At 68.2% G+C, this 21990-nt stretch carries 19 protein-coding genes and 5 pseudogenes; 14 read left to right on the top strand and 10 right to left on the bottom strand.

All coding sequences use genetic code 11. From position 1 onward, the window contains the following. Positions 1-24: 24 nt before the first annotated feature. A pseudogene (locus MSM1_RS17475) lies at positions 25-291 on the top strand (IS607 family transposase); the annotation flags it as partial. Further along, positions 288-1939: pseudogene (tnpB, locus tag MSM1_RS17470) on the top strand (IS607 family element RNA-guided endonuclease TnpB). The pseudogenes MSM1_RS17475 and tnpB (MSM1_RS17470), both read left to right, overlap by 4 nt. 392 nt (positions 1940-2331) lie before the next feature. Here tnpB (MSM1_RS17470) and MSM1_RS17465 read toward each other — a convergent pair. Further along, positions 2332-3057, bottom strand: a pseudogene (locus tag MSM1_RS17465) (transposase); the annotation flags it as partial. Positions 3058-3153: 96 nt separating this feature from the next. Between MSM1_RS17465 and MSM1_RS17460 the strand changes: the two are divergent. Together MSM1_RS17460 and MSM1_RS17455 are read left to right on the top strand one after the other, a co-directional pair. Continuing rightward, positions 3154-3396, top strand: coding sequence for a transposase (locus MSM1_RS17460; protein ID WP_213444864.1), 243 nt, complete (start codon positions 3154-3156; stop codon positions 3394-3396). Continuing rightward, positions 3393-4286 (top strand): IS3 family transposase, encoded by an 894-nt coding sequence (locus MSM1_RS17455; protein ID WP_213444862.1) that lies wholly within the window; start codon positions 3393-3395, stop codon positions 4284-4286. The genes MSM1_RS17460 and MSM1_RS17455 overlap by 4 nt, the downstream gene beginning before the upstream one ends. A 30-nt stretch (positions 4287-4316) precedes the next feature. On the opposite strand, the pseudogene MSM1_RS17450 reads toward MSM1_RS17455, so the two are convergent. The 5 genes and pseudogenes from MSM1_RS17450 to MSM1_RS17430 form a co-directional block, all read right to left on the bottom strand. After that, positions 4317-4463: pseudogene (locus tag MSM1_RS17450) on the bottom strand (transposase); the annotation flags it as partial. 29 nt (positions 4464-4492) lie between these two features. Beyond that, positions 4493-6145 carry an IS607 family element RNA-guided endonuclease TnpB gene (tnpB, locus tag MSM1_RS17445; protein ID WP_213444861.1) on the bottom strand — a complete coding sequence of 551 codons (1653 nt, stop codon included), beginning with the start codon at positions 6143-6145 and terminating at the stop codon, positions 4493-4495. Beyond that, positions 6142-6726, bottom strand: a complete 585-nt coding sequence (locus MSM1_RS17440; protein WP_213444859.1) for an IS607 family transposase — start codon at positions 6724-6726, stop codon at positions 6142-6144. The genes tnpB (MSM1_RS17445) and MSM1_RS17440 overlap by 4 nt, the downstream gene beginning before the upstream one ends. Positions 6727-6786: 60 nt before the next feature. After that, a pseudogene (locus MSM1_RS17435) lies at positions 6787-7263 on the bottom strand (transposase family protein); the annotation flags it as partial. A gap of 71 nt (positions 7264-7334) precedes the next feature. After that, positions 7335-7634: a DUF732 domain-containing protein gene (locus MSM1_RS17430; RefSeq protein WP_213444858.1), complete on the bottom strand. Its 300-nt coding sequence runs from the start codon at positions 7632-7634 to the stop codon at positions 7335-7337. Positions 7635-7931: 297 nt separating this feature from the next. Between MSM1_RS17430 and MSM1_RS17425 the strand changes: the two genes are divergently transcribed. Beyond that, a complete protein-coding gene (locus MSM1_RS17425; protein ID WP_213444857.1) occupies positions 7932-9116 on the top strand; it encodes an NAD-dependent formate dehydrogenase in 1185 nt (394 codons plus the stop codon). 38 nt (positions 9117-9154) lie between these two features. Here MSM1_RS17425 and MSM1_RS17420 read toward each other — a convergent pair whose 3' ends face one another. Beyond that, complete coding sequence (locus MSM1_RS17420) at positions 9155-10633, bottom strand: sodium:alanine symporter family protein (protein ID WP_213444856.1); 1479 nt, start codon at positions 10631-10633, stop codon at positions 9155-9157. A gap of 219 nt (positions 10634-10852) precedes the next feature. Here MSM1_RS17420 and MSM1_RS17415 point away from each other — a divergent pair, with 219 nt between their 5' ends. From MSM1_RS17415 to msrB, 8 genes are all read left to right on the top strand, one after another. Then, positions 10853-11638, top strand: a complete 786-nt coding sequence (locus MSM1_RS17415) for a Clp protease N-terminal domain-containing protein (RefSeq protein ID WP_213444855.1) — start codon at positions 10853-10855, stop codon at positions 11636-11638. A gap of 52 nt (positions 11639-11690) precedes the next feature. After that, the gene (locus MSM1_RS17410) at positions 11691-12167 is read left to right on the top strand and encodes an RNA polymerase sigma factor (protein WP_213444854.1); all 477 of its coding nucleotides are present in this window, start codon (positions 11691-11693) and stop codon (positions 12165-12167) included. Next, positions 12164-12757: a methylated-DNA--[protein]-cysteine S-methyltransferase gene (locus MSM1_RS17405; protein ID WP_213444853.1), complete on the top strand. Its 594-nt coding sequence runs from the start codon at positions 12164-12166 to the stop codon at positions 12755-12757. The genes MSM1_RS17410 and MSM1_RS17405 overlap by 4 nt, the downstream gene beginning before the upstream one ends. A gap of 95 nt (positions 12758-12852) precedes the next feature. After that, positions 12853-13419 (top strand): GNAT family N-acetyltransferase, encoded by a 567-nt coding sequence (locus MSM1_RS17400; RefSeq protein ID WP_213445688.1) that lies wholly within the window; start codon positions 12853-12855, stop codon positions 13417-13419. A 74-nt stretch (positions 13420-13493) separates the two neighbouring features. Continuing rightward, entirely contained in the window at positions 13494-14282 is a 789-nt protein-coding gene (locus MSM1_RS17395; RefSeq protein ID WP_213444852.1) for a pyrimidine reductase family protein, read from the top strand. Between the two features lie 16 nt (positions 14283-14298). Next, a complete protein-coding gene (locus MSM1_RS17390) occupies positions 14299-15876 on the top strand; it encodes an alpha/beta fold hydrolase (RefSeq protein WP_213444851.1) in 1578 nt (525 codons plus the stop codon). Positions 15877-15943: 67 nt separating this feature from the next. Continuing rightward, positions 15944-17254: an arabinofuranan 3-O-arabinosyltransferase gene (aftC, locus tag MSM1_RS17385; RefSeq protein ID WP_213445687.1), complete on the top strand. Its 1311-nt coding sequence runs from the start codon at positions 15944-15946 to the stop codon at positions 17252-17254. Further along, positions 17251-17670 (top strand): peptide-methionine (R)-S-oxide reductase MsrB, encoded by a 420-nt coding sequence (gene msrB, locus MSM1_RS17380; RefSeq protein WP_213444850.1) that lies wholly within the window; start codon positions 17251-17253, stop codon positions 17668-17670. Before aftC ends, msrB begins: the two co-directional genes overlap by 4 nt. Positions 17671-17773: 103 nt before the next feature. Here msrB and hemQ read toward each other — a convergent pair whose 3' ends face one another. From hemQ to hemE, 3 genes are read right to left on the bottom strand one after another with little or no spacing between them, the layout of a single operon-like run. Continuing rightward, positions 17774-18469: a hydrogen peroxide-dependent heme synthase gene (gene hemQ, locus MSM1_RS17375; protein WP_213444849.1), complete on the bottom strand. Its 696-nt coding sequence runs from the start codon at positions 18467-18469 to the stop codon at positions 17774-17776. 46 nt (positions 18470-18515) lie between these two features. Further along, positions 18516-19883, bottom strand: coding sequence for a protoporphyrinogen oxidase (locus tag MSM1_RS17370; RefSeq protein ID WP_213444848.1), 1368 nt, complete (start codon positions 19881-19883; stop codon positions 18516-18518). Then, the gene (gene hemE / locus MSM1_RS17365) at positions 19880-20953 is read right to left on the bottom strand and encodes a uroporphyrinogen decarboxylase (RefSeq protein WP_213444847.1); all 1074 of its coding nucleotides are present in this window, start codon (positions 20951-20953) and stop codon (positions 19880-19882) included. Before hemE ends, MSM1_RS17370 begins: the two co-directional genes overlap by 4 nt. A 125-nt stretch (positions 20954-21078) precedes the next feature. Between hemE and MSM1_RS17360 the strand changes: the two genes are divergently transcribed. Next, positions 21079-21915, top strand: coding sequence for an enoyl-CoA hydratase/isomerase family protein (locus MSM1_RS17360; protein WP_213444846.1), 837 nt, complete (start codon positions 21079-21081; stop codon positions 21913-21915). The last annotated feature ends 75 nt before the right edge of the window (positions 21916-21990 follow it).

Raw genomic sequence — 21990 nt, 5'->3', positions numbered from 1 at the left:
CCCGTGGACTCACACCGAGACTAAATGTCGGACCCGGATGCGAAGGTCATTGTTGTGGAGCATCGCGACCGGTTGGCCCGCTTGGGGGTGAAGCATCTGGAGGCGGCGTTGGCTGCGCAGGGGCGGCGGATCGTGGTGGCCGACCCCGGGGAGGCCACCGATGATCTGGTGCGCGACATGATCGAGGTCCTCACGTCGATGTGCGCCCGGCTGTGTGGGCGGCGCGGGGCACGGAACCGGGCGATGCGCGCGCTGACGGCCGCTAAACAGGGACCGGGCCAGGCGGCATGATCGTCGGGATGCGCACCCGGGCGCAGGCCGCGAAGGTGGCCGCGGCCACCGGCGGGGCGCATCTGGCGGGCAAGCCGAAACCCGATGGGACGCCGACGTGGTCCCGGTATGTCGATATCGGCGCAGACTTTCAGGCGCACCGGGCGGCGGTGGAGTCGGTGTCGGTGTTGTTCGAGCTGTTCGATGGGGACGCCGAGGGCTGCGCCCAGACGGGTTCGCCCGGTGCGCCGTTGCCCACCGGGTGGACGGTGACAGCAGCCAAGTTTGAGGTCGAATGGCCCGCCGAGCCGGATCGGGCGCGGTTGGTGCGCTCGCATTTCGGCGCGCGGCGCAAGGCGTTCAACTGGGGCCTGGCCCAAGTGAAAGCCGACCTGGACGCCAAAGCTGCCGATCCAAGCCACGAGCCGGTGGGCTGGGACCTGGGTTCGTTGCGGTGGGCGTGGAACCGCGCCAAAGACATGGTCGCGCCGTGGTGGGCCGACAATTCCAAAGAGGCCTACTCCTCAGGGCTGGCCGATCTGGCGCGGGCGCTGCAGAACTGGTCGGCCAGCCGCAACGGCACACGGCGAGGTCGCCGTGTGGGCTTTCCGCGTTTCAAATCCGCGCGCCGCGACGCCGGCAGAGTACGTTTCACCACCGAAACCATGCGAGTCGAGGACGATCGGCGCACCATCACCGTGCCGGTGATCGGGCCGCTGCGATCCAAGGAGAACACCCGCCGGGTGCAACGGCATGTCGCTTCCGGGCGGGCCCGCATTCTGAGCGTGACGCTGTCGCAGCGGTGGGGCCGGTTGTTCGTCTCGATCGGCTACGCGCTGCCACACCGGCCACCGCGACCACGGTGGCCTCGCCGACCGTGGTCGCCGGCATCGACCTCGGGGTGCGCGCTTTGGCCACCGTCGCCACCCTCGACACCGCCACCGGTGAAAAGTCGATCATCGAATACCCAAATCCGGTCCCGCTGAAAGCCACCCTGGCGGCGCGGCGGCGGGCCGGGCGTGAACTTTCCCGCCGCATCCCCGGATCGCGCGGCCACCGGGCAGCGAAAGCCAAGCTGACCCGCCTGGATCGCCGGTGCGTGCACCTGCGGCGGCAAGCCGCCCATCAGCTCACCACCGAGCTGGCCGGCGGCTATGGCCACATCGTGATCGAAGACCTCGACGTGGCCGCCATGAAACGCAGCATGGGACGACGCGCCTACCGGCGCGCCGTCTGCGATGCGGCGATGGGTTCGATCAGGCCGATGCTGGCCTACAAAACCGCCCGCCACGGCGCGGTGCTCACCGTGGCGGATCGCTGGTTCCCATCCAGCCAGATCCATCACGGCTGCGCCCAACCCGACGGCACCGCGTGCCGGCTGATCGGCAAAGGGCGCATCGACAAGCTGCTGGTGTGTCCGCGCACCGGCGACGTCGTCGACCGTGATCGCAACGCCGCGCTTAATCTCCGTGACTGGCCGGATCACGCCAGTTGTGGTCCAGTCGGGACCACGGCCCCACCGGTACCCGGGCCAACCGCATCGGTTGGCACAGGCCATGGCGCGGACACCGGAACATCCGGTGCCGGCGGAGCATCCGTAAGACCCCGCCCACGCGGGGCCGGATGCGGAGAGGCCAAAACCCAAACCCCGCAAGGGGACGCCGCATGAGCGTGCAACTCAAACACACTCAACGGCAACGGTTATGCGAAACCAATTGCGGCGGCCGCCAGCGCCGGCGTCGAAGCCAGTCGACGCGAAACCAGCGCCGTCGCTGCGCCGCCCACGGCGGCAAGACCCCGGCGCCTCCTGAAACCCGCACTGGCCGTGGCGCGTCGCTCCTCAGGCGATCGAGGCGATCGCAACTCCACCGGACGCCGACCAACGCCTTCTCGGCTCGCTCGTGACTGCGACGCACTGCGCACGACCACCCCGGCGAGCAACTTCGCCCAAGCGCGAGCGGCCATCTACGCAACCGGAGCAGGCGCCGGTCAGCCCCCACCGCCGCCGGCGATGTGTTGAGGACAGTACACGCTGGCTGCGATCCCCACGAATTTTTGGCCCTACTGACTGATCCGTGGGTGTTTGGCGCGGCCTGGCAGGGCGGGTCGGTGCCCGCCGAGGGCGAGCATTGCCAGGGCGATGAGTGCTTCCGGGGAGCGGAATCCGAACGCAATCCGGGTCAGGAGTCGGATTTTGGTGTTGGTGGATTCGATCAGTCCCTGCGATAGGGCATGGTCGAGGGCGGCGTCGATGGCTTCGCGGTGTCGCACGATTCGGCCGGCCAGCTCGACGAAGACTGGGATGCGGCAGCGCCGTGCCCAGGAGATCCACCGGTCCAGGGCCTGCTTGCCTTCCTCGCCCTTGACCGAAAACACATAGCGCAATCCCTCTTTGAGCAGACATGCGCGGTAGAGCCGGGTATCAGTTCTGGCGATCCAGGCCAGCTTTGCGGTTTGGCGTTCGGTGAGGTCTTCGGGGTTTTTCCACAGTGCATAGCGGGCGGCTTTGAGCCGCCGTGCCCGTTCATGACCCGGCCGCGGCGCGGTGTTCCTGCTGGGCCGACCACGGCCCCATTTGGCCTCGCCGCGCGCGATCGCTCGCGCGTCGTTCCAGGCCCGGCGCCGCTCGGCATCCAGCGCCTCGGTGGCCCAGGCCACCACATGAAACGGATCTGCGCAGCGGATCGCGCCCGGGCAGCGCTCGGCGACCACATCGGCAATCCACTCCGCCGCATCGGCGGACACATGGGTGATCTGCGCGCACCGCTGGGCGCCCAGAGCGTCGAAAGGGAAATCCCCCGAAAGTGTGGAGGCATGCACTATGAGGTAAGGGCATGTCAGAGACGCGTAGGAAGTTCGACCGGGAGTTTGGGGGAGGGAGCGGTGCGGATAGTCCGGGATACCGGTAAGCCGATCGCGCAGGTGGCCCGAGACCTCGGGATCCATCCGGGCACCCTGGGTAATTGGGTTGCCAAAGATCGTGCTGAGCGGGAAGGCGCCCAGGGGCTTTCCACCGGTGATATCGCCGAGTTGAAGCGGCCGCGAGCCGAGGTCGCCGAGCTGCGCATGAAGCGTGATGTGCTCAAGCGATCCGTGGTCGGCTGGGTCAAGGAGGCGACGAGGTGAGTGTGGCCCGCTTTATCGCCGACCAGAGGACCTTGCATCGGGTGCCACACACGGTGTGCTGCGCGCTTTTGGGGGTCAGCGTTTCCTGGTTCTATAAGTGGCTGGACCGCGAGCCCACTGAGCGGCAGCGACGCCGCGCGCGGCTGGATGCGCGAGTGGCGGAGCTGTTCGAGCGCTCCCAGCGCACCTACGGCTGGCCGCGGATCCACGCCGACCTGCTCGCTGAAGGCTGGAAGGTCAGCGTGAACACGGTGGCCGACTCGATGCGCCGGCACGGGCTGGCCGGGCGCAAGCCTAAGCGCCCCAGGGGGTTGACCCGCCAGGACAAGAAGGCACCTCAGTTCCCCGACCTGCTCAAACGGGACTTCACCGCCGCAGCGCCCAACCGGGCGTGGTGCGGTGATATCACCGAAATCCCCACCGATGAGGGCAAACTGTCTTTGGCTTCGGTCTTGGACCTGTGCGGGCGACGTTTGCTGGCTTGCCCGATGTCGAAGCACCCCGATGCGGAGCTGGCCAGCGACGCGATCAAGATGGCCGTCGCAGTACGTGGCGGGCGCGCAGCGATCGCTGGCGTGATCTTTCACACTGATCGCGGATCTACCTACACCGCCAATGATTTCACTAAGCTGTGCCGCAAGCTCGGGGTGCGCCAATCGATGGGACGTGTCGGGTCGTGCTTCGACAACGCCGCCAGCGAGGCGTTCTTTTCCCCCCTCGAACACGAGGTGCTGTCCCGCCACCACTTCGCCACCAAGGCACAGGCACGCGAGGCCATCACCACCTGGTGCTACGAGTTCTACAACACCCGACGTCGGCACAGCTCAGCCGGGTTGCTGCCACCCGTCGAATACGAAAAAATCACGGCCATCCAACCGGAGGCCGCATAACGGAAACCTCCACGTTTTCAGGGGAAACCCAAAAAACCGCCGCAGCGTCTTGGTGTCGCGGCCCGGGGCGGCCCACACCAGCCGGCCGCTGTCGTGGTCAACCACCACCGTGAGGTACTTGTGGTGACGCTTATAGGAGATCTCATCGATGCCGATCCGACGCAGACCCGCAAACCGTTGCCGTTGAGTGTGTTTGAGTTGCACGCTCATGCGGCGTCCCCTTGCGGGGTTTGGGTTTTGGCCTCTCCGCATCCGGCCCCGCGCGGGCGGGGTCTTACGGATGCTCCGCCGGCACCGGATGTTCCGGTGTCCGCGCCATGGCCTGTACCAACCGATGCGGTTGGCCCGGGTACCGGTGGGGCCGTGGTCCCGACTGGACCACAACTGGCGTGATCCGGCCAGTCACGGAGATTAAGCGCGGCGTTGCGATCACGGTCGACGACGTCGCCGGTGCGCGGACACACCAGCAGCTTGTCGATGCGCCCTTTGCCGATCAGCCGGCACGCGGTGCCGTCGGGTTGGGCGCAGCCGTGATGGATCTGGCTGGATGGGAACCAGCGATCCGCCACCGTGAGCACCGCGCCGTGGCGGGCGGCCTTGTAGGCCAGCATCGGCCTGATCGAACCCATCGCCGCATCGCAGACGGCGCGCCGGTAGGCGCGTCGTCCCATGCTGCGTTTCATGGCGGCCACGTCGAGGTCTTCGATCACGATGTGGCCATAGCCGCCGGCCAGCTCGGTGGTGAGCCGATGGGCGGCTTGCCGCCGCAGGTGCACGCACCGGCGATCCAGCCGGGTCAGCTTGGCTTTCGCTGCCCGGTGGCCGCGCGATCCGGGAATGCGGCGGGAAAGTTCACGCCCGGCCCGCCGCCGCGCCGCCAGGGTGGCTTTCAGCGGGACCGGATTTGGGTATTCGATGATCGACTCTTCGCCGGTGGCGGTGTCGAGGGTGGCGACGGTGGCCAAAGCGCGCACCCCGAGGTCGATGCCGGCGACCACGGTCGGCGAGGCCACCGTGGGCGCGGTGGCCGGTGTGCGCAGCGCGTAGCCGATCGAGACGAACAACCGGCCCCACCGCTGCGACAGCGTCACGTTCAGAATGCGGGCCCGCCCGGAAGCGACATGCCGTTGCACCCGGCGGGTGTTCTCCTTGGATCGCAGCGGCCCGATCACCGGCACGGTGATGGTGCGCCGATCGTCCTCGACTCGCATGGTTTCGGTGGTGAAACGTACTCTGCCGGCGTCGCGGCGCGCGGATTTGAGACGCGGAAAGCCCACACGGCGACCTCGCCGTGTGCCGTTGCGGCTGGCCGACCAGTTCTGCAGCGCCCGCGCCAGATCGGCCAGCCCTGAGGAGTAGGCCTCTTTGGAATTCTCGGCCCACCACGGCGCGACCATGTCTTTGGCGCGGTTCCACGCCCACCGCAGCGAACCCAGGTCCCAGCCCACCGGCTCATGGCCTGGATCGGCAGCTTTGGCGTCCAGGTCGGCCTTCACTTGGGCCAGGCCCCAGTTGAACGCCTTGCGCCGCGCGCCGAAATGCGAGCGCACCAACCCAGCCCGATCCGGCTCGGCGGGCCATTCGACCTCGAACTTGGCCGCTGTCACCGTCCACCCGGTGGGCAACTTCGCACCCGGCGACCCGGTCGCGGCATAGCCGTCGGCGTCCCCATCGAACAGCTCGAACAACACCGACACCGACTCCACCGCCGCCCGGTGCGCCTCGAAATCGGCGCCCACATCGACATACCGGGACCACGTCGGCGTCCCATCGGGTTTCGGCTTGCCCGCCAGATGCGCCCCGCCGGTGGCCGCGGCCACCTTCGCGGCCTGCGCCCGGCTGCGCATCCCGACGATCATGCCGCCCGGCCCGGTCCCTGTTTAGCGGCCGTCAGCGCGCGCATCGCCCGGTTCCGTGCCCCGCGCCGCCCACACAGCCGGGCGCACATCGACGTGAGGACCTCGATCATGTCGCGCACCAGATCATCGGTGGTCTCCCCGGGATCGGCCACCACGATCCGCCGCCCCTGCGCAGCCAACGCCACCTCCAGATGCTTCACCCCGAAGCGGGCCAACCGGTCGCGATGCTCCACAACAATGACCTTCCCATCCGGGTCCGACAAGATCCGGCGCAGCTTCGGGCGTTTGCCGGTCAGCCCCGACCCGACCTCGGTAACGACCTGCCCCACCGTCAGATCCCGCTCGGTCACCCACGCCGTCAACCGGGCCACCTGGCGATCCAAATCGGCGCGCTGATCATGGCTGGACACCCCGGCATAGATCACCACACTGTCCGCCGCGCCCCCGCCGGCCGGCGTCGCGCGCACCAGAATCAGCCGGCCCACCCGCTCCGCGGGCACTGGCAGCGTTCCCTCCCGAAACCAGCGATAAGCCGTATGCCGGTTCACCCCAACCGATCCGGCCCAATCCGCCAGATTCACAACACCAATTCAAACACACTTACGCACACTTAACTACACTCAACACGCAACAGTTCGCAACCGGTCGATCCTCTTCTCCGTGTCGGCCCACACCCTCGCCACGATCGCCCCTACGGTGCGCCAGGCGACCCGCATCAACTCGCACACCGCGGTTTTCGAACACGCCACCGCCAGCCAGGCCACCGTGTCATCAAAGGCCACAGTGTGCCCGGCATGGTGGCGCGCCCACGGCACCGCCACCACCGTAGGCCCATGGGCGGGGCAGTTCACCCGCGGCGCATCGGCCTCCAGCACCACCTGCATCGTGCCCCAATCCAGGCCCCGCCACCGGCGCCGACCCTCACCCCGGTCATACCAGGGCGCCCTGCGACCGCAGCGGCCACAACGGCGCGAAACACCACTTCGCGGCCGCACCCGCGCCACCACCAGCGTGTCGCCGTCGGCGTCTTCCTCCCCGAACTCCTCGAACTCGATGTCTTCGATCACGGTGCGCTGGTCGACACCCAGCAGCGCACGCCATAGCCTCACATTGCGCACGTCGTTGTTGGCTCCTTTGGTTCCTGACCTTCCACAAGCCAGAAACCTTAAGCCACAACGACGTGCGCCCCTTACATCAACAACCGGCCCACGGAAGCGTCAGAAGAGCCGAATTTTTCGGCTTTTTGCACCATGAATCCCGGGTTGGCCTCCGTGAGTTGCTTGACAACATCCGGGGCCGCCGTACCGTCATCCATCTTCATGCACACCGCTTTGCCGGCCGCAACCGCTTTGTCCGCGTTGGTGTAGGTGATCCCGGCGTCGTTCAGTGCCGCGAGAAATCGTGCGTCGTCACCGGCCGGATCGGCGCGAACCGGCACCGCCAAGCCGATCAGCGCCGCGACACCAAGCGCCACCAACGGAAGTCTCATGTGCTCATCATTGCCCCGCGGGGAGTGATCCGCACGGCGTTTCCCCATCAAGAAGAGTCATCACGAATACCCGATGCGCCGATCCAGGCCCGGCGAAGGAGCAACGATCCCTTCGGCGTGACCCCGATGGCGCGACGCACGCGCTGCTGCGCGCTCGGTGACACACGGGTCGCCACCGAGCTGTGCGGCAGCACCGGATAGTCTCTCTCGCACAGCCACCCCTAGGCGGGCAGCGCCGCTCGCGCAGACCGTGAACGGCCCGGCGGCCCGGTTGGCAAGCCGTCAGAGGAGGACGTCATGGCAAAGATCGTGCTGGTGTTGTACCCGGATCCGGTCTCCGGCTACCCGCCGGTGTATGCCCGCGACAGCATCCCGGTGATCCAGGGCTATCCCGGTGGCCAGAGCCTGCCCAGCCCGTCGGGCATCGATTTCACTCCCGGTGAGCTGGTGGGTTGCGTCTCCGGCGCGCTGGGCCTGCGGAAATTCCTCGAGGACGCCGGACATCAGCTGGTGGTGACCGCCGACAAAGACGGCCCGGACTCCGAGTTCGAGCATCACCTGCCCGACGCCGATATCGTTATCTCCCAACCGTTTTGGCCCGCATATTTGACCGCCGAGCGGATTGCCAAAGCCGCCAAGCTCAAACTGGCCATCACCGCGGGGATCGGCTCGGATCACGTGGATCTCGACGCCGCGATCACCCGAGGCATCACGGTCGCCGAAATCACCTACAGCAACAGCATCAGCGTCGCCGAGCATGCGGTCATGCAGATCCTGGCGCTGGTACGAAACTTCATCCCGTCGCACCAATGGGCGGCGCAGGGCGGCTGGAACATCGCGGACTGCGCCGCACGCGCCTACGACCTGGAGGGCATGGATGTGGGGGTGCTCGCCGCCGGGCGCATCGGGCAAGCCGTGCTGCGCCGCCTGGCGCCCTTCGATGTCAACCTGCACTACACCGACACCCACCGGCTGCCGGCCGAGGTCGAGCAGCAACTCGGCGTCAGCTACCATCCCGATGCCCAGTCGCTGGTGCGCGCGGTCGACGTGGTCTCCATCCACGCCCCGCTGCACCCGCAGACCTACCACCTGTTCGACGAGAAGCTGCTGGCATCGATGCGGCGCGGTTCCTACATCGTCAACACCGCTCGCGCCGAAATCTGCGTGCGCGACGCGGTGGTGGCCGCGCTGAACAGCGGCCAGCTCGCGGGCTATGCCGGCGATGTCTGGTACCCCCAGCCGCCGCCGGCCGAGCACCCGTGGCGCCGAATGCCCTACAACGCCATGACGCCCCACGTTTCGGGCACCACGCTGTCCGCCCAGGCTCGCTACGCCGCCGGCACCCGCGAAATCCTCGAAGACTGGTTCGCCGGGCGGCCCATCCGCGAGGAATACCTCATCGTGGCCGGTGGGCAGCTGGCCGGTACCGGCAAGCAGTCCTACACCGCCGGCGGCGCCACCAGTCCCGGCAGCAACCCGTAGCGACATCCGCTGACTGCGCCCCCGGCGCTCGCGCGCGGTCAGGTACCCGCGGTGGCCGGCGCCGAGGTCACGACGTCCCGGCGAAGCGGCCGCCGCCCGGGGAACTGCCAGACATCGCCGTCGAGCACACCGGGCAGCTCGGCGATGTTGAACACCGGCTCTCGGCCCGCGACGGACTGGCGGTGGAAATCCCGTACGGCGGCAAACGCCCACTTACCCAGCAGGCAAATCGCGATCAGGTTGACGACTGCCACCAACGCCATCCCGGCATCGGCGAGCGACCACACCAGCCCCAGCTTGCCCATCGCCCCGACGGCGATCGCGACCAGCGTCACCACTTTGAGCACCGCGACCCCTCGATGCCCCGCCCCCAGGAAAAACAAGTTGGCCTCGGCGCACACGTAGTTGCTCAGCACGGCCGAAAACGCGAAGACGAACACCACGATCGTCATCACGTCCGTGGTCCAGGACCCCAGACCGGCGGCAATCGCCGTTTGCGTCAGGCTCGCACCGGCGATCGGCGCCGGGCGAGCCGGGTCGTAGACGTCCGGACCCGACACCATGACGATGACCGCCGTGGCGGTGCACACCAGCATGGTGTCGACGAAAACGGCGAGGGACTGGATCAGGCCCTGCTCGACCGGATGAGACACCGTCGCGGTGGCCGCGATGTGGGGCGAACTGCCCATGCCCGCCTCGCTGGCAAACAGCCCGCGCTTGACCCCGTTGAGCATCGCGGCAGCGACACCACCGCCGACACCGCCGGCGATCTGCGTGATCCCGAACGCGCCACCGACGATTTGTGCGATCACCGTCGGCAGGCGCGCGATGTTGACCGCCATGATGACCAGCGCGAGCAGCACATACCCGCTTGCCACGACGGGAAGGACACATCCCGCGACCGTGGCGACACGCCGGATCCCGCCGAAAAGGACCGGAGCGGCAAATACCGCAAGGCCCAGCGCCGTCCACCCCGGCGTCACCGCATGCGACGTCTGCACGACATCGCTGATCGCGTTGGCCTCCACCATGGTGAAGGCGATCCCGAAGGTGAACACCACCAGAATCGCGAAGACGATCCCGCCGGCCCGGGAGCCCAGCCCGCGCTGGATGTAAAACGCGGGGCCGCCGCGGAAGGCACCGTCATTCGAGCGCACCTTGAAGATTTGCGCCAACGTGGCCTCGATCAGCGCCGTCGCCATGCCGACCGCCGCCACCACCCACATCCAGAACACCGCCCCCGGACCGCCGAGCGTGAGCGCAACAGCGACCCCGGCGATGTTGCCGACGCCCACCCGAGACGCCAGGCCCACGCAGAACGCCTCAAACGACGAGATGCCGCCCGCGTGCCGGCGCGACCGCCGCAGCTGGCGAAGCATCCGTCCGAAATAACGGATCTGGACAAAGCGGGTCCGCAGCGTGAAATAGATCCCCGCTCCGATAAGCACGCAGATGAGGATGTGGGTGGAGAGGATCGTGCTCAGCGGGCCGAGCACCTGTTTCTGAAGGAAGTCCATGGTCACTTCCCTCCAAACACGTGGGCGCCCTTGAGAGCACGATGCTACGGGCGAGATGTTGACAATAGGTTTCGCCACTCCGCGAGCGCAGCACGACGCGGTAACGATTGGATTACCGCCCTCTCTGACGGCGCCGGTCGAGCCGGCAAAGACGCGACGATACGAATCATGTCCGCCAACGGTTTACGAGGCACCCACCGTCAACCTAGAGTTGACAACATGGCCGAGTCGACACCCCTCGCCGACCGTATCCGCCTCGATGAGCTGATCGACACCATCAAGCGGGGGCACGGCGGCGTCCTGGAGCAACTCGCCACGGCCGCCCTGGCCGCCGAGCACCTCGACGAGGTCGCCGATCATCTGATCGGGTATTTCGTTGATCAGGCCCGCCGCGCCGGAGCCTCCTGGACTGAGATCGGCAAAAGCATGGGCGTCACCAAGCAGGCGGCGCAGAAGCGGTTCGTTCCCAGGGCGGAGATCATGGCATTCGAACCCGACCAGGGCTTCGAGCGATTCACCCCGCGAGCCCGCAACGCCGTCGCCGCCGCCCAGGGCGCGGCACGCGACGCCGGTAACAGCACAATCACACCCGGGCACCTGCTGCTAGGTGTGCTCAGCGATCCCACCGCGCTGGCCACCGCGCTGCTCAACGCGCAACAGGTCGACGCCGAGGCCGTCCGCGCAACCGTCACACTGCCTCCCGCCGCCGACCAGATCCCGGAGGTGATCCCGTTCAGCGGCCCCGCGCGCAAAGCGCTGGAGCTGAGCTTCCGTGAGGCACTTCGACTCGGCCACACCTACATCGGCACCGAGCACCTGCTCCTCGCGCTGCTCGAGCTGGAAGACGGCGCCGGGCCGCTGCACCGGGCCGGTATCGACAAGGAGCGCGTCGCGGTCGACCTGATCACTCTCCTGGAGTCGCTCACCGCCGGGAAAGACGTTGGGGGCCCGACCGATTCCGCGCCTGATGCCGCCGCAAATTCAAGGGCCGGCAACAGCGATTGACGGCCCTATCTCACATCGTGGCGGCCCGCGGCGTCTACCCGACGTGGGCGCGATGAGGCCTTTCGAGGACGTGGTGGCCGAGCACGGCGCGACCGTGCTGCGGGTGTGCCGCGCCGTAGTCGGTCCTGACGACGCCGAGGATGCGTGGTCGGAGACGTTCCTGTCGGCGTTGCGTGCCTACCCGCACCTGCCGGCCAGCGCCAACGTCGAGGCCTGGCTGGTCACGATCGCGCACCGCCGCGCCATCGACGCCGGCCGGGCCCGCTCCCGGCGACCCGTTCCGACCGACGACATCGCCGACCACCCTGCGGCACACAGTGATCCCGCCGCACGCGACCACACCCTATGGGCCGAGCTGAGCCGCCTGCCCGACAAACAACGCTTGGCGGTGGCCTACCACCACCTGGCCGGGCTGCCGTTCGCCGAGATCGCCGAACTGCTCGGCAACACCCCGGAGGCCGCTCGCCGTGCCGCCGCCGACGGCATCAAGACACTCCGCCGGAGCTATCCGAGGGACGAAACACCATGAACTCGACCATATTTCCAGCCCACCACGATGAAACCGCCACATTGGCCCGGCTGCACACCAGGCTGGAACGCGGCGCCGACGAGCGGGGCCTGCTCGACGTCGCCTACCGCACCATCGACACCCCGGTGGGTGCGCTGCTGCTGGCGGCCACCGATGCCGGGCTGGTTCGGGTGGCCTTCGAGGTCGAAGACCACGCCGCGGTGCTCGCCGGGCTCGCGCGGTCGGTCAGCCCGCGCCTCCTGCGCGCCCCGGCACGACTGGACGCCGCCGCCCGCCAGCTGGAGGAGTATTTCGCCAAGCGGCGCACATGCTTCGACCTGCCGATCGACCTTCGCCTGGTAGCAGGCTTCCGGCGCACCGTCATCGAGCACCTGCGCCGCATCGGCTACGGGCAGCGTGAAAGCTACGCGGGCGTGGCCGCCGCCATCGGCAAGCCGGGCGCGGCCCGCGCCGTCGGCACGGCATGCGCGCACAACCCATTGCCGGTGGTCATCGGCTGTCACCGGGTGGTGCGCTCGGACGGCTCGCCCGGTCAGTACGCCGGCGGGGCGCGGGTGAAGGCGGCGCTGCTGGACCTGGAAGCGGCCTAGCCGCCGTGGGCGCAGAGGAACCTGTGACCCACCCGGTGACGAGCCGCGACAAGACGCGTTGCCGGCCCGATCATCCGGGTGATCCACCACCAGCCGTGACGGTGCGCGCCGCCACCGCGGAGTCCGTGGGCAGCGAAGAGTTGGCGGCGGTCGCGGCGCAAACCTTTCCGCTGGCGTGCCCGCCGTCGGTGAGCGCCGAGAACATCGCCTCGTTCATCGCGGCGAACCTTTCCGCCGGGTGCTTCGCCGGATATCTGGCCGATCCCGGGCGGTTGATTTTCACCGCACAGCACCGGCGTCGAATCATCGGCTACGCCATGCTCATTCGCGGCCTCGTCCCCGATGCCGACATGGATGCCGATATGGATGCCGATATAGCGCGGGTGCTTCGCATCCGCCCCGCGGTTGAGCTCTCGAAAATGTATGTGCTGCCCGACTATCACGGTCGCGGGGTGTCGACGGCACTGATGGACGCCGTGCTCGCCGGTGCGGCCGAGTGGGCCGCGCGCTGGGTGTGGCTGGGCGTTAACCAGCAAAACCGGCGCGCGCAACGCTTCTACGCCAAGCACGGTTTTACCGCCTGCGGCACCAGGAGGTTTCGGCTGGGCAGCGACGTCGAAAACGATTACCTCATGATCCGTGTCCTCGACCCTGCCGGATGACCCTCGCCGCGGCGGTGTCCACAGTTGCGGGGCGGTGCGGACCGGCACCACCGTGACGTGGTCCAATCGTGCTCATGCCCGACCCCGACGCCGGCCGCGCCGAGGGGATGCCACTCACTTTGCTGGGCGCGGTCCGCGAGCTCGACGACGGCGAGCTGCTGGCGCTGTACGGCTACCCGGCCGAACATCCCGGCGTTTGGCTGCGGGCGAACGTGATCTCCAGCCTTGACGGCGGCGCTACCGTCAAGGGCACCACGGGCGGACTCGGGGGACCGGGCGATCGGCGGTTGTTCCACCTGTTACGCGAGTTGGCCGACGTCATCCTGGTCGGGGCGGGCACCGTGCGGGTCGAGAATTACTCCGGGGCTCACCTGAGCATTGCCCAGCGCCAGCACCGCCAGACCCGGGGCCAAAGCGAGGTTCCGCCGCTGGCGATCGTCACCAACTCTGGTCGGCTCGACCGCGATCTGCCGGTATTCACCCGCACCGAGGTAGCGCCGCTGGTGCTAACCAGCGCCGCTGCCGCCACGGAAACACGCCGCCGGCTCGCCGGTCTCGCCGACGTCATCGCCTGCTCGGGCGGCGATTCGGCGGCCGTCGACGAAGCCGTCGTACGCGTCGCGCTGGAAGAGCGCGGCCTGCGCCGGGCGCTAACCGAAGGCGGTCCGCTGCTGCTCGGCTCGCTCATCGAGCGGGACCTGCTCGACGAGCTGTGTCTGACGATCGCGCCGGTTATCGTCGGCGGCCGGGCCCCGCGCATCACGACCGACCCGGGCCAGGTGCTGACCCGGATGCGCTGTCGGCACGTTCTCGCCGACGACGCCGGCTATCTGTACACGCGTTACGTCAAGGTCGGGCGCTGACGGCCCTGACCCCGTGATGGCTACTGTGGTCGGCATGAGTCGGCATGTAGCGCCCGCGATGATCATGATCTCGGTGACCGCGCTGCTCGCCGGCTGCGTCCCGGGCCTGGCCGCCGACCCGCGCTTCGCCACCAACGCCGGCGCCCGACCGCACGCCCGGGTCACCACCACACCGCCCCCGAGCGGTCCGCCGCCGATCGCAGCGCCGAAGAACGACCTGGCGTGGCGGGACTGCACGGCGCGGGTGTTCGGGGGCGCCGCGGTTCCCGCGGCGCCGGGTGTCCACCTGGACTGCGCCAGCTACGACGCCGACCTGGACCCGGCCAACGGCGCGGCCGGGACACTCAGCGTCGGCGTGGTCCGGGCCCGCTCGGATCAGACCCCGCCCGAGGCCGGCCCGCTGGTGTTCACCACCGGCTCGGACCTGCCGTCGTCGGTGCAGCTGCCGGTCTGGCTGTCCCACGCGGGCGCCGACGTGTTGCGCAGCCACCCCATCGTGGCCGTCGACCGGCGTGGCATGGGCATGTCGAGTCCGGTGGACTGTCGCGATCCCATCGATCGCGACCTGATGCGCGATGAGGCCCAATTCGAGCCGGGCGACGACCAGGTCGCCAATCTCAGCGACGTCACCGAGAAAGCCACCACCAGCTGCACCGACACCATTGCGCCCGGCGATTCCGCCTACGACAACCAGCACGCCGCCACGGATGTCGAGCGCCTGCGCAGTATCTGGGATGTGCCGGCGCTCGCGCTGGCCGGCATCGGCAACGGCGCCCAAGTCGCACTGACGTACGCCGGTTTGCATCCCGACCGTGTCGCCAGGCTGATCCTCGACTCGCCCGTCGCGTTGGACGTGGGCGCCGAAAACGCCGCCGAGCAACAGGTTCAAGGCGAGCAGGCGGCACTCGCCGAGTTCGCTGCGCAATGTGCGGCGCTCGACTGTCCGCTGGGTCCCGACCCCAAGGGCGCCGTCGACTCGCTGCTGGCCGCCGCCCGAGCCGGGCACGGCCCCGCGGGTGCGTCGGTGGCCTCGGTAGCCGGCGCGATCACCACCGCCCTGGGCTTCCCCGTCGGCGACCGCGTCAGCGCCACCCTGGATTTGGCCCGCGCGCTGGCCGCCGCCCGCTCCGGTGACACCAATCTGCTGACCAACCTGATCAATCGGGCCGAATCGCTGCGGGGCACGGACGGTCAGTTCGTCAACACGTGCAGCGACTCCCTCAACCGCCCCACCCCGGACCGGATTCGCCAACTGGTGGTCGCCTGGGGCAAGCTGTATCCGCAGTTCGGCGCCGTCGGCGCCCTCGCTTTGGCCGACTGCATACACTGGCCGAGCGCATCTGCGCCGCAACCACCGAGGAAACTCAAGATCGATGTGTTGTTGCTGGGCGTGCACAACGACCCGATCGTCGGCTCACAAGGGGTCGCCGCGACGGCCGCCACCATCATCAACGCGGGCACGGCCAGCAAGCGGGTGATGTGGCAGGGCATCGGCCACGGCGCCAGCATCTATTCCTCCTGCGCGGTGCCACCACTGATCGGCTACCTGGACAGCGGCACGCTGCCCCGAACCGACACCTACTGCCCCGCCTGATAGTTCGGTTTCGGTGATACGTCGGGTTGGGGGTTGTTGGAGGCCAGGTGCTCCGGTGTAGTGTGCGCTGGTGGCGACAGCTGAGCTAATCCGCACCGGCGTGCGCGATTCCACGCTGGCCGCGTTTCGTCCCCGCACTCACGCACCGAGCGCCGCCACGGTACTACGGTCGGCGCTGTGGCCCCTGGCCATCATGTCGGTGCTGCACCGCAGCATCGTGCTGACCACCAACGGCAACATCACCGACGACTTCAAGCCGGTCTACCGGGCGGCGCTGAACTTCCGGCACGGCTGGGACATCTACAACGAGCATTTCGACTATGTCGACCCGCACTACCTGTATCCGCCCGGCGGCACCCTGCTGATGGCGCCGTTTGGCTTCCTGCCCTTTACGCCGTCGCGGTACCTGTTCATCTTGATCAACACCGTGGCCATCCTGATCGCCTGGTATTTGTTGCTGCGGCTCTTTAATTTCACGCTGACCTCGGTGGCGGCTCCCGCACTGCTGCTGGCCATGTTCTGCACCGAAACGGTGACCAACACGCTGGTGTTCACCAACATCAACGGCTGCGTCTTGCTGCTGGAGGTGCTGTTTTTGCGCTGGCTGCTCGACGGCTCCGCGGCAAATCGGGTCGACCGTCAGTGGTGGGCCGGCATCGCGATCGGGCTGACGCTGGTGGTCAAGCCCCTGCTGCTGCCGTTGCTACTGCTGCCGCTGCTCAACCGCCAGTGGCGGGCGGTGGCGGCCGCGGTCGTGGTGCCGGTGGTGTTCAACGTGGCCGCATGGCCACTGGTCAGTGACCCCCAGGACTTCTTCACCCGCACCCTGCCCTACATCCGCAGCACCCGTGACTACTTCAACAGCTCGATCGGGGGCAACGGTGTGTACTTCGGCCTGCCCACCTGGCTGATCGTGTTCCTGCGGATCCTGTTCACCATGATCGCTATCGGCTGCCTGTGGCTGCTGTATCGCTACTACCGCACCCGCGACCCGCTGTTCTGGTTGACCACCTCCTCGGGCGTGCTGCTGCTGTGGTCATGGCTGGCGCTGCCGTTGGCGCAGGGCTACTACTCGATGATGCTGTTCCCGTTCCTGATGACCGTGGTGCTACCCAACTCGGTGATCCGTAACTGGCCGGCCTGGCTGGGAATCTACGGGTTCCTGACGCTGGACCGCTGGCTGCTCTTCAACTGGATGAGGTATGGCCGGGCGCTGGAATACCTCAAAATCACCTACGGCTGGTCGCTGCTGCTGATCGTGGTGTTCTGCGTGCTCTGCTTTCGCTACTTGGATGCCAGAGCCGATCACCGGCTAGACAGTGGCATTGATCCGGCGTGGCTGCTGCCCGGCAAGACAACCGCTAGCGTGGGGACATGAGTGCCGAGGCGCTACCGCCCCCGCGGGTACAACTCACCGACGACGAATGGCGTCAGAAACTCACCCCCGAGGAGTTCGCCGTGCTGCGCCGCGCCGGCACCGAAAGGCCCTTCACCGGCGAGTACACCGCCACCACGACCGAGGGGGTCTATCAGTGCCGGGCCTGTGGCGCCGAATTGTTCCGCAGCACCGAGAAGTTCGAATCGCATTGCGGCTGGCCGTCATTCTTCGACCCGTCGAGCTCGGATGCGGTGATCCTGCGGCCCGACCACTCGATGGGTATGACGCGCACCGAAGTGCTGTGCGCGAATTGCCACAGCCATCTGGGCCACGTGTTCGCCGGCGAAGGCTATCCGACGCCGACGGACTTGCGTTACTGCATCAACTCGATCAGCCTGCGGTTTGTGCCCTCCTGACGCGTTATTTCGTTATTCCGCGAGAGTGCGGTTATCGACGCGTTTCACGAGAGGCACCGTCGCCGGTCGCACTGTCGCGGCGAGGCGCGGAGCGCGCCGGGCATTACGGCAGTGCCGCCACCAGCCGCTCCACCGATACCCGCGGTCCGGTGAAAAACGGAGTCTCCGCGCGGGTATGCCGCCGCGCGTCGGTCGCGCGCAGGTCGCGCATCAGGTCGACGATGCGGTACAAGTCGGGGGCCTCGAACGCCAGGATCCACTCGTAGTCGCCCAGCGCGAACGCCGGGACGGTGTTGGCCCGCACGTCCTTGTACGCGCGCGCGGCCATGCCGTGTTCGGCGAGCATGCGGCGCCGCTCCTCCTCGGGCAGCAGGTACCACTCGTAGGAGCGCACGAACGGATACACGCAGATGTAGGCACCCGGTTCCTCCCCGGCAAGAAACGCCGGGATGTGGCTTTTGTTGAACTCCGCCGGCCGGTGCAACGCCACACTGCTCCACACCGGCGTGCAGGCCCGTCCCAGTGTGGTGGTGCGCCGGAAATCCTGGTAGGTCGCTTGCAGCGCTTCTACCGGCTCGGCATGCGTCCAGACCATGAAGTCGGCATCCGCGCGCAAACCCGCGACATCATAGAGCCCGCGCACCACCACGCCGCGTTCCTCCTGCTGCTTGAGGAATGTGGCGGTTTCGTCGATGATCGAGGCCCGGTCGTCCCCCAGCACGCCGGGGCGCACGGAAAAAACCGAAAACATCACATAGCGCAGCGTGGCGTTGAGGGCATCGTAATCCAAGCGGGCCATGGCTCTATCGTGCCACCTCTGTCTTTGGGGCTGCCTCTGGAGCCGTTTATGGAACCGTCTCTGCGGCCCCGAGCGCCCCGACCACGCTGGCGGCCGCGTGCCCGGCGGCCGCGATGCAGGCCGGCACACCGATTCCGTCGAGATAGCTGCCCGCAACAGCCAGCGTCGGCGGCAGGCCGGCGCGCACCGCGGCGACCACGTCGGCGTGGCCGGGGCCATATTGGGGCAGCGCGTCGATCCAGCGCCGCACGCGGGCATCGAGCGGATCGACGGGCACGCCGAACACGGTGGCCAGGTCGGCTATCGCCCAGCCCAGCAGCTCGTCATCGGAGACGCTGAGAGCGACCTCGTCGCCGAACCGCCCGAACGACAGCCGCACCAGCTCCACATCGCCGCGGCGACCCCATTTGCGCGACGACAGCGTGATCGCCTTGGTGTGCAACGGCTCGTCGCTGGCCACCAGCACACCCGAGTGTTCGGGCAACGGGGTATCGCCGGGCAGCGCGAGCGCCACCACCGCCGATGACGCGCTGGCAATCCGGCGCGCCGCCGCGGCGGCGCGCGGGGCGACGGCCTCAACCAAAGGTGCCAGCCGTGGTGCCGGGACGGCCAGGACGACGGCGTCGGCGCGCCAGTGGGCACCGGTGTCGTCCTGCAGGGTCCAGCCGGTCCCGGCGCGGTCGATCCGCTCCACGCCCGCGTGCACCCAGCGCGCGCGGCTGCGGCGGACCAACTCGTTGACCAGCACCGTGTAGCCGCCGTCCAGCGCGCCGAACACCAGCCCGCCACCGCCGGGCGGCAGTGCCCGGCGGACCGCGTCGGTCAGGCTGGGCGCGCCGGCGTCCAGGGCGGCCGCCAGAAACGGGGCCACCGAGCGCAGGCCGATGCTGGCGGCCGAGCCGGCATACACTCCGCCTAACAGCGGATCAACCGACCGGGCCACCACCTGCTCGCCGAACCGCTCGGCCACCAAGGCGGCCACGGCGGGATCGCTGCCGGTCCGCCAACGCAGCGCACGAGCCGGTTCGGCGGCGATGCGTGCGATCGTCGCGGCGTCGACCAGCCCGGCCATCGACGTCGCGGACGACGGTATCCCCATCACCGTCGCCGACGGCAGCGGATGCAGCCCGTCTCGGCTGTAGATCAGCGGCCGGGCGCCGGTGGCGGCCAGTTGCCGGTCCGACAGCCCCAGCTCGGCCAGCAGCGCCGGCACTTCGGGCCGGCGCACCACGAACGCTTCGGCGCCCACATCCATCGGCTGCCCACCGACAAGCTCGGTGCGCAGCACCCCGCCAAGGCGGTCGGCGGGGTCGAACAGCGTGATCGTCGCGTCCTCGCCAGCGCTCACCCGCAGCCGGTAGGCGGCCGTCAACCCCGAGATACCTCCGCCGACAATGCCATACGAGTGGGTCATAGGGAGTGCACCAGCGACACCAGGTCGGTCAGAATTCCTGGATCGGTCTCCGGCAGCACTCCGTGGCCGAGGTTGAAGATGTGACCGGATGCACCCGCATCGACCGCCCGGCGCCCGTCGTCGACCACGGCGCGCGCCGCGCTCTCTACCACGGGCCAGCCCGCCAGCAACACCGCCGGGTCGAGGTTGCCTTGCAACGCAGTGCCCGACTCGACACGGGCAGCGGCATCGGTCAGCGGGGTTCGCCAGTCGACCCCCAGCACCCTCGCCCGCCCGGGCTGCTCCCCCGATTTCAGGGCCGCCGACATCGGGCCCAGCAGCTCGGCTGTCCCGATACCGAAATGCGTCATCGGCACACCGTATCCAGCCAACGCGGCAAACACCCGGGCGCTGTGCGGCAACACGTATCGACGGTAGTGGTCTGGCGACAGCGTGCCCGCCCACGAGTCGAACACCTGGAACGCGTCTGCCCCGGCATCGAGCTGGACACGCAAGAACGCGATGGTCACATCGGCCAGCTTCGCCATCAGCGTGTTCCAGCTCGGGGGGTCGGCCAGCATCAGGGCTTTGGTACGGGCGTGGTGGCGGCTGGGCCCGCCTTCGACCAGATAGGACGCCAACGTGAAAGGGGCCCCGGCGAAACCGATCAGCGGAACATCGCCCAGGGCGGCTACCAGCAGCGAAACCGCCTCCGCCACCGGCTGAACCGCTTGCGGCTCAAAGGGTCGCAACGAAGCGATATCGGCACGGGTGCGCAGCGGGGACGCGATGACCGGGCCGACATCGGGGACGATGTCCAGGTCGATACCGCTGGCGCGCAGCGGCACCACGATGTCGGAGAACAGGATCGCCGCATCGACACCGTGGCGACGGACCGGTTGCATGGTGATGTCGCAGATCAGTTCCGGGTCGAAGCATGCCGCCAGCATGCTGTGCCTATCGCGCAAAGCCCGATATTCGGGCAGCGAGCGGCCGGCCTGGCGCATGAACCACACCGGCACCCAATGGGGTTTGCGACCGCCGGCCGCGGCCAGGTAGGGCGACGCGGGAAGGTCGCGACGGGTTCTCATTGTGCTCAATGCTGCCACGGCGGCCCCCTGACACCCGCACCGATTGCCCCGGGGCGCGTAGCATCACGGTCCGCGGCCGGTTAGTGGCCAGCGCCGGATGAGCCCATCGACCCTCAGGAGCCGAGATGCCAGTCAGTCAGCCCCCCGTCAGCTACGAGGAGTTTCCCAGCCTTCGCGTCGAACTGGGCGCCGAGGGTGTGCTGCACCTGATCCTCGATGCACCCGGTCTGAATTCGGTCGGGCCGCAAATGCACCGCGACCTCGCCGACATCTGGCCTGTCATCGATCGCGATCCTGGTGCGCGCGTCGTCCTCGTCCGTGGGGAGGGCAAAGCATTTTCCGCCGGGGGGAGCTTCGACCTGATCGAAGAGACCATGGGGGGCTTTGCCGACCGCGTCCGTATTCTGCGGGAAGCGCGCGACCTGGTGCTCAACATGGTCAACTTCGACAAGCCGGTGATTTCGGCGATCCGGGGCCCGGCCGTCGGCGCGGGTCTGGTGGTAGCGCTGCTCGCCGATATCTCGGTCGCCGGCCGGACCGCGAAAATCATCGATGGCCATACCAAACTGGGGGTGGCCGCCGGCGACCACGCCGCGATCTGCTGGCCACTGCTGGTCGGCATGGCCAAGGCCAAGTACTACCTACTGACCTGTCAGCCGCTCTCCGGGGAGGAAGCCGAAAGGATCGGCCTGGTGTCACTGTGCACCGACGACGACGAGGTGCTGACCACCGCAACACGGCTGGCCTCGGACCTCGCGCAGGGCGCTCAAACCGCGATCCGCTGGACGAAACACAGCCTCAACCACTGGTACCGGATGTTCGCGCCGGCCTTCGAAGCAGCACTGGGCCTGGAATTCATCGGCTTCAGTGGCCCCGACGTTCGGGAAGGATTGTCGGCACACCGCGAGAAGCGTCCCGCACGATTTGCCGCAACCGACGACACGCCGACCCGAACGCGCTGACCGGTCCGGGGACCGCCCCGCCGGCGAATCCCACCACGCCGACCGACGCGGCGTGCCTGCCCCCGCATGTCGGCG

The organism is Mycobacterium sp. SM1 (genome assembly GCF_018361265.1).
Classification (GTDB): domain Bacteria; phylum Actinomycetota; class Actinomycetes; order Mycobacteriales; family Mycobacteriaceae; genus Mycobacterium.
Note: the sequence above shows the minus strand (reverse complement) of the source record. Positions and strands in the feature narration are given on the sequence as shown.

Excerpts from the sequence above, each read along its gene's own strand:
- tnpB (WP_213444861.1), bottom strand. The coding sequence starts at position 6,145 with ATGATCGTCGGGATGCGCAGCCGGGCGCAGGCCGCGAAGGTGGCCGCG.
- MSM1_RS17430 (WP_213444858.1), bottom strand. The coding sequence starts at position 7,634 with ATGAGACTTCCGTTGGTGGCGCTTGGTGTCGCGGCGCTGATCGGCTTG.
- MSM1_RS17425 (WP_213444857.1), top strand. The coding sequence starts at position 7,932 with ATGGCAAAGATCGTGCTGGTGTTGTACCCGGATCCGGTCTCCGGCTAC.
- MSM1_RS17420 (WP_213444856.1), bottom strand. The coding sequence starts at position 10,633 with ATGGACTTCCTTCAGAAACAGGTGCTCGGCCCGCTGAGCACGATCCTC.
- MSM1_RS17415 (WP_213444855.1), top strand. The coding sequence starts at position 10,853 with ATGGCCGAGTCGACACCCCTCGCCGACCGTATCCGCCTCGATGAGCTG.
- MSM1_RS17410 (WP_213444854.1), top strand. The coding sequence starts at position 11,691 with ATGAGGCCTTTCGAGGACGTGGTGGCCGAGCACGGCGCGACCGTGCTG.
- MSM1_RS17405 (WP_213444853.1), top strand. The coding sequence starts at position 12,164 with ATGAACTCGACCATATTTCCAGCCCACCACGATGAAACCGCCACATTG.
- MSM1_RS17395 (WP_213444852.1), top strand. The coding sequence starts at position 13,494 with ATGCCCGACCCCGACGCCGGCCGCGCCGAGGGGATGCCACTCACTTTG.
- MSM1_RS17390 (WP_213444851.1), top strand. The coding sequence starts at position 14,299 with ATGGCTACTGTGGTCGGCATGAGTCGGCATGTAGCGCCCGCGATGATC.
- msrB (WP_213444850.1), top strand. The coding sequence starts at position 17,251 with ATGAGTGCCGAGGCGCTACCGCCCCCGCGGGTACAACTCACCGACGAC.
- hemQ (WP_213444849.1), bottom strand. The coding sequence starts at position 18,469 with ATGGCCCGCTTGGATTACGATGCCCTCAACGCCACGCTGCGCTATGTG.
- MSM1_RS17370 (WP_213444848.1), bottom strand. The coding sequence starts at position 19,883 with ATGACCCACTCGTATGGCATTGTCGGCGGAGGTATCTCGGGGTTGACG.
- hemE (WP_213444847.1), bottom strand. The coding sequence starts at position 20,953 with ATGAGAACCCGTCGCGACCTTCCCGCGTCGCCCTACCTGGCCGCGGCC.
- MSM1_RS17360 (WP_213444846.1), top strand. The coding sequence starts at position 21,079 with ATGCCAGTCAGTCAGCCCCCCGTCAGCTACGAGGAGTTTCCCAGCCTT.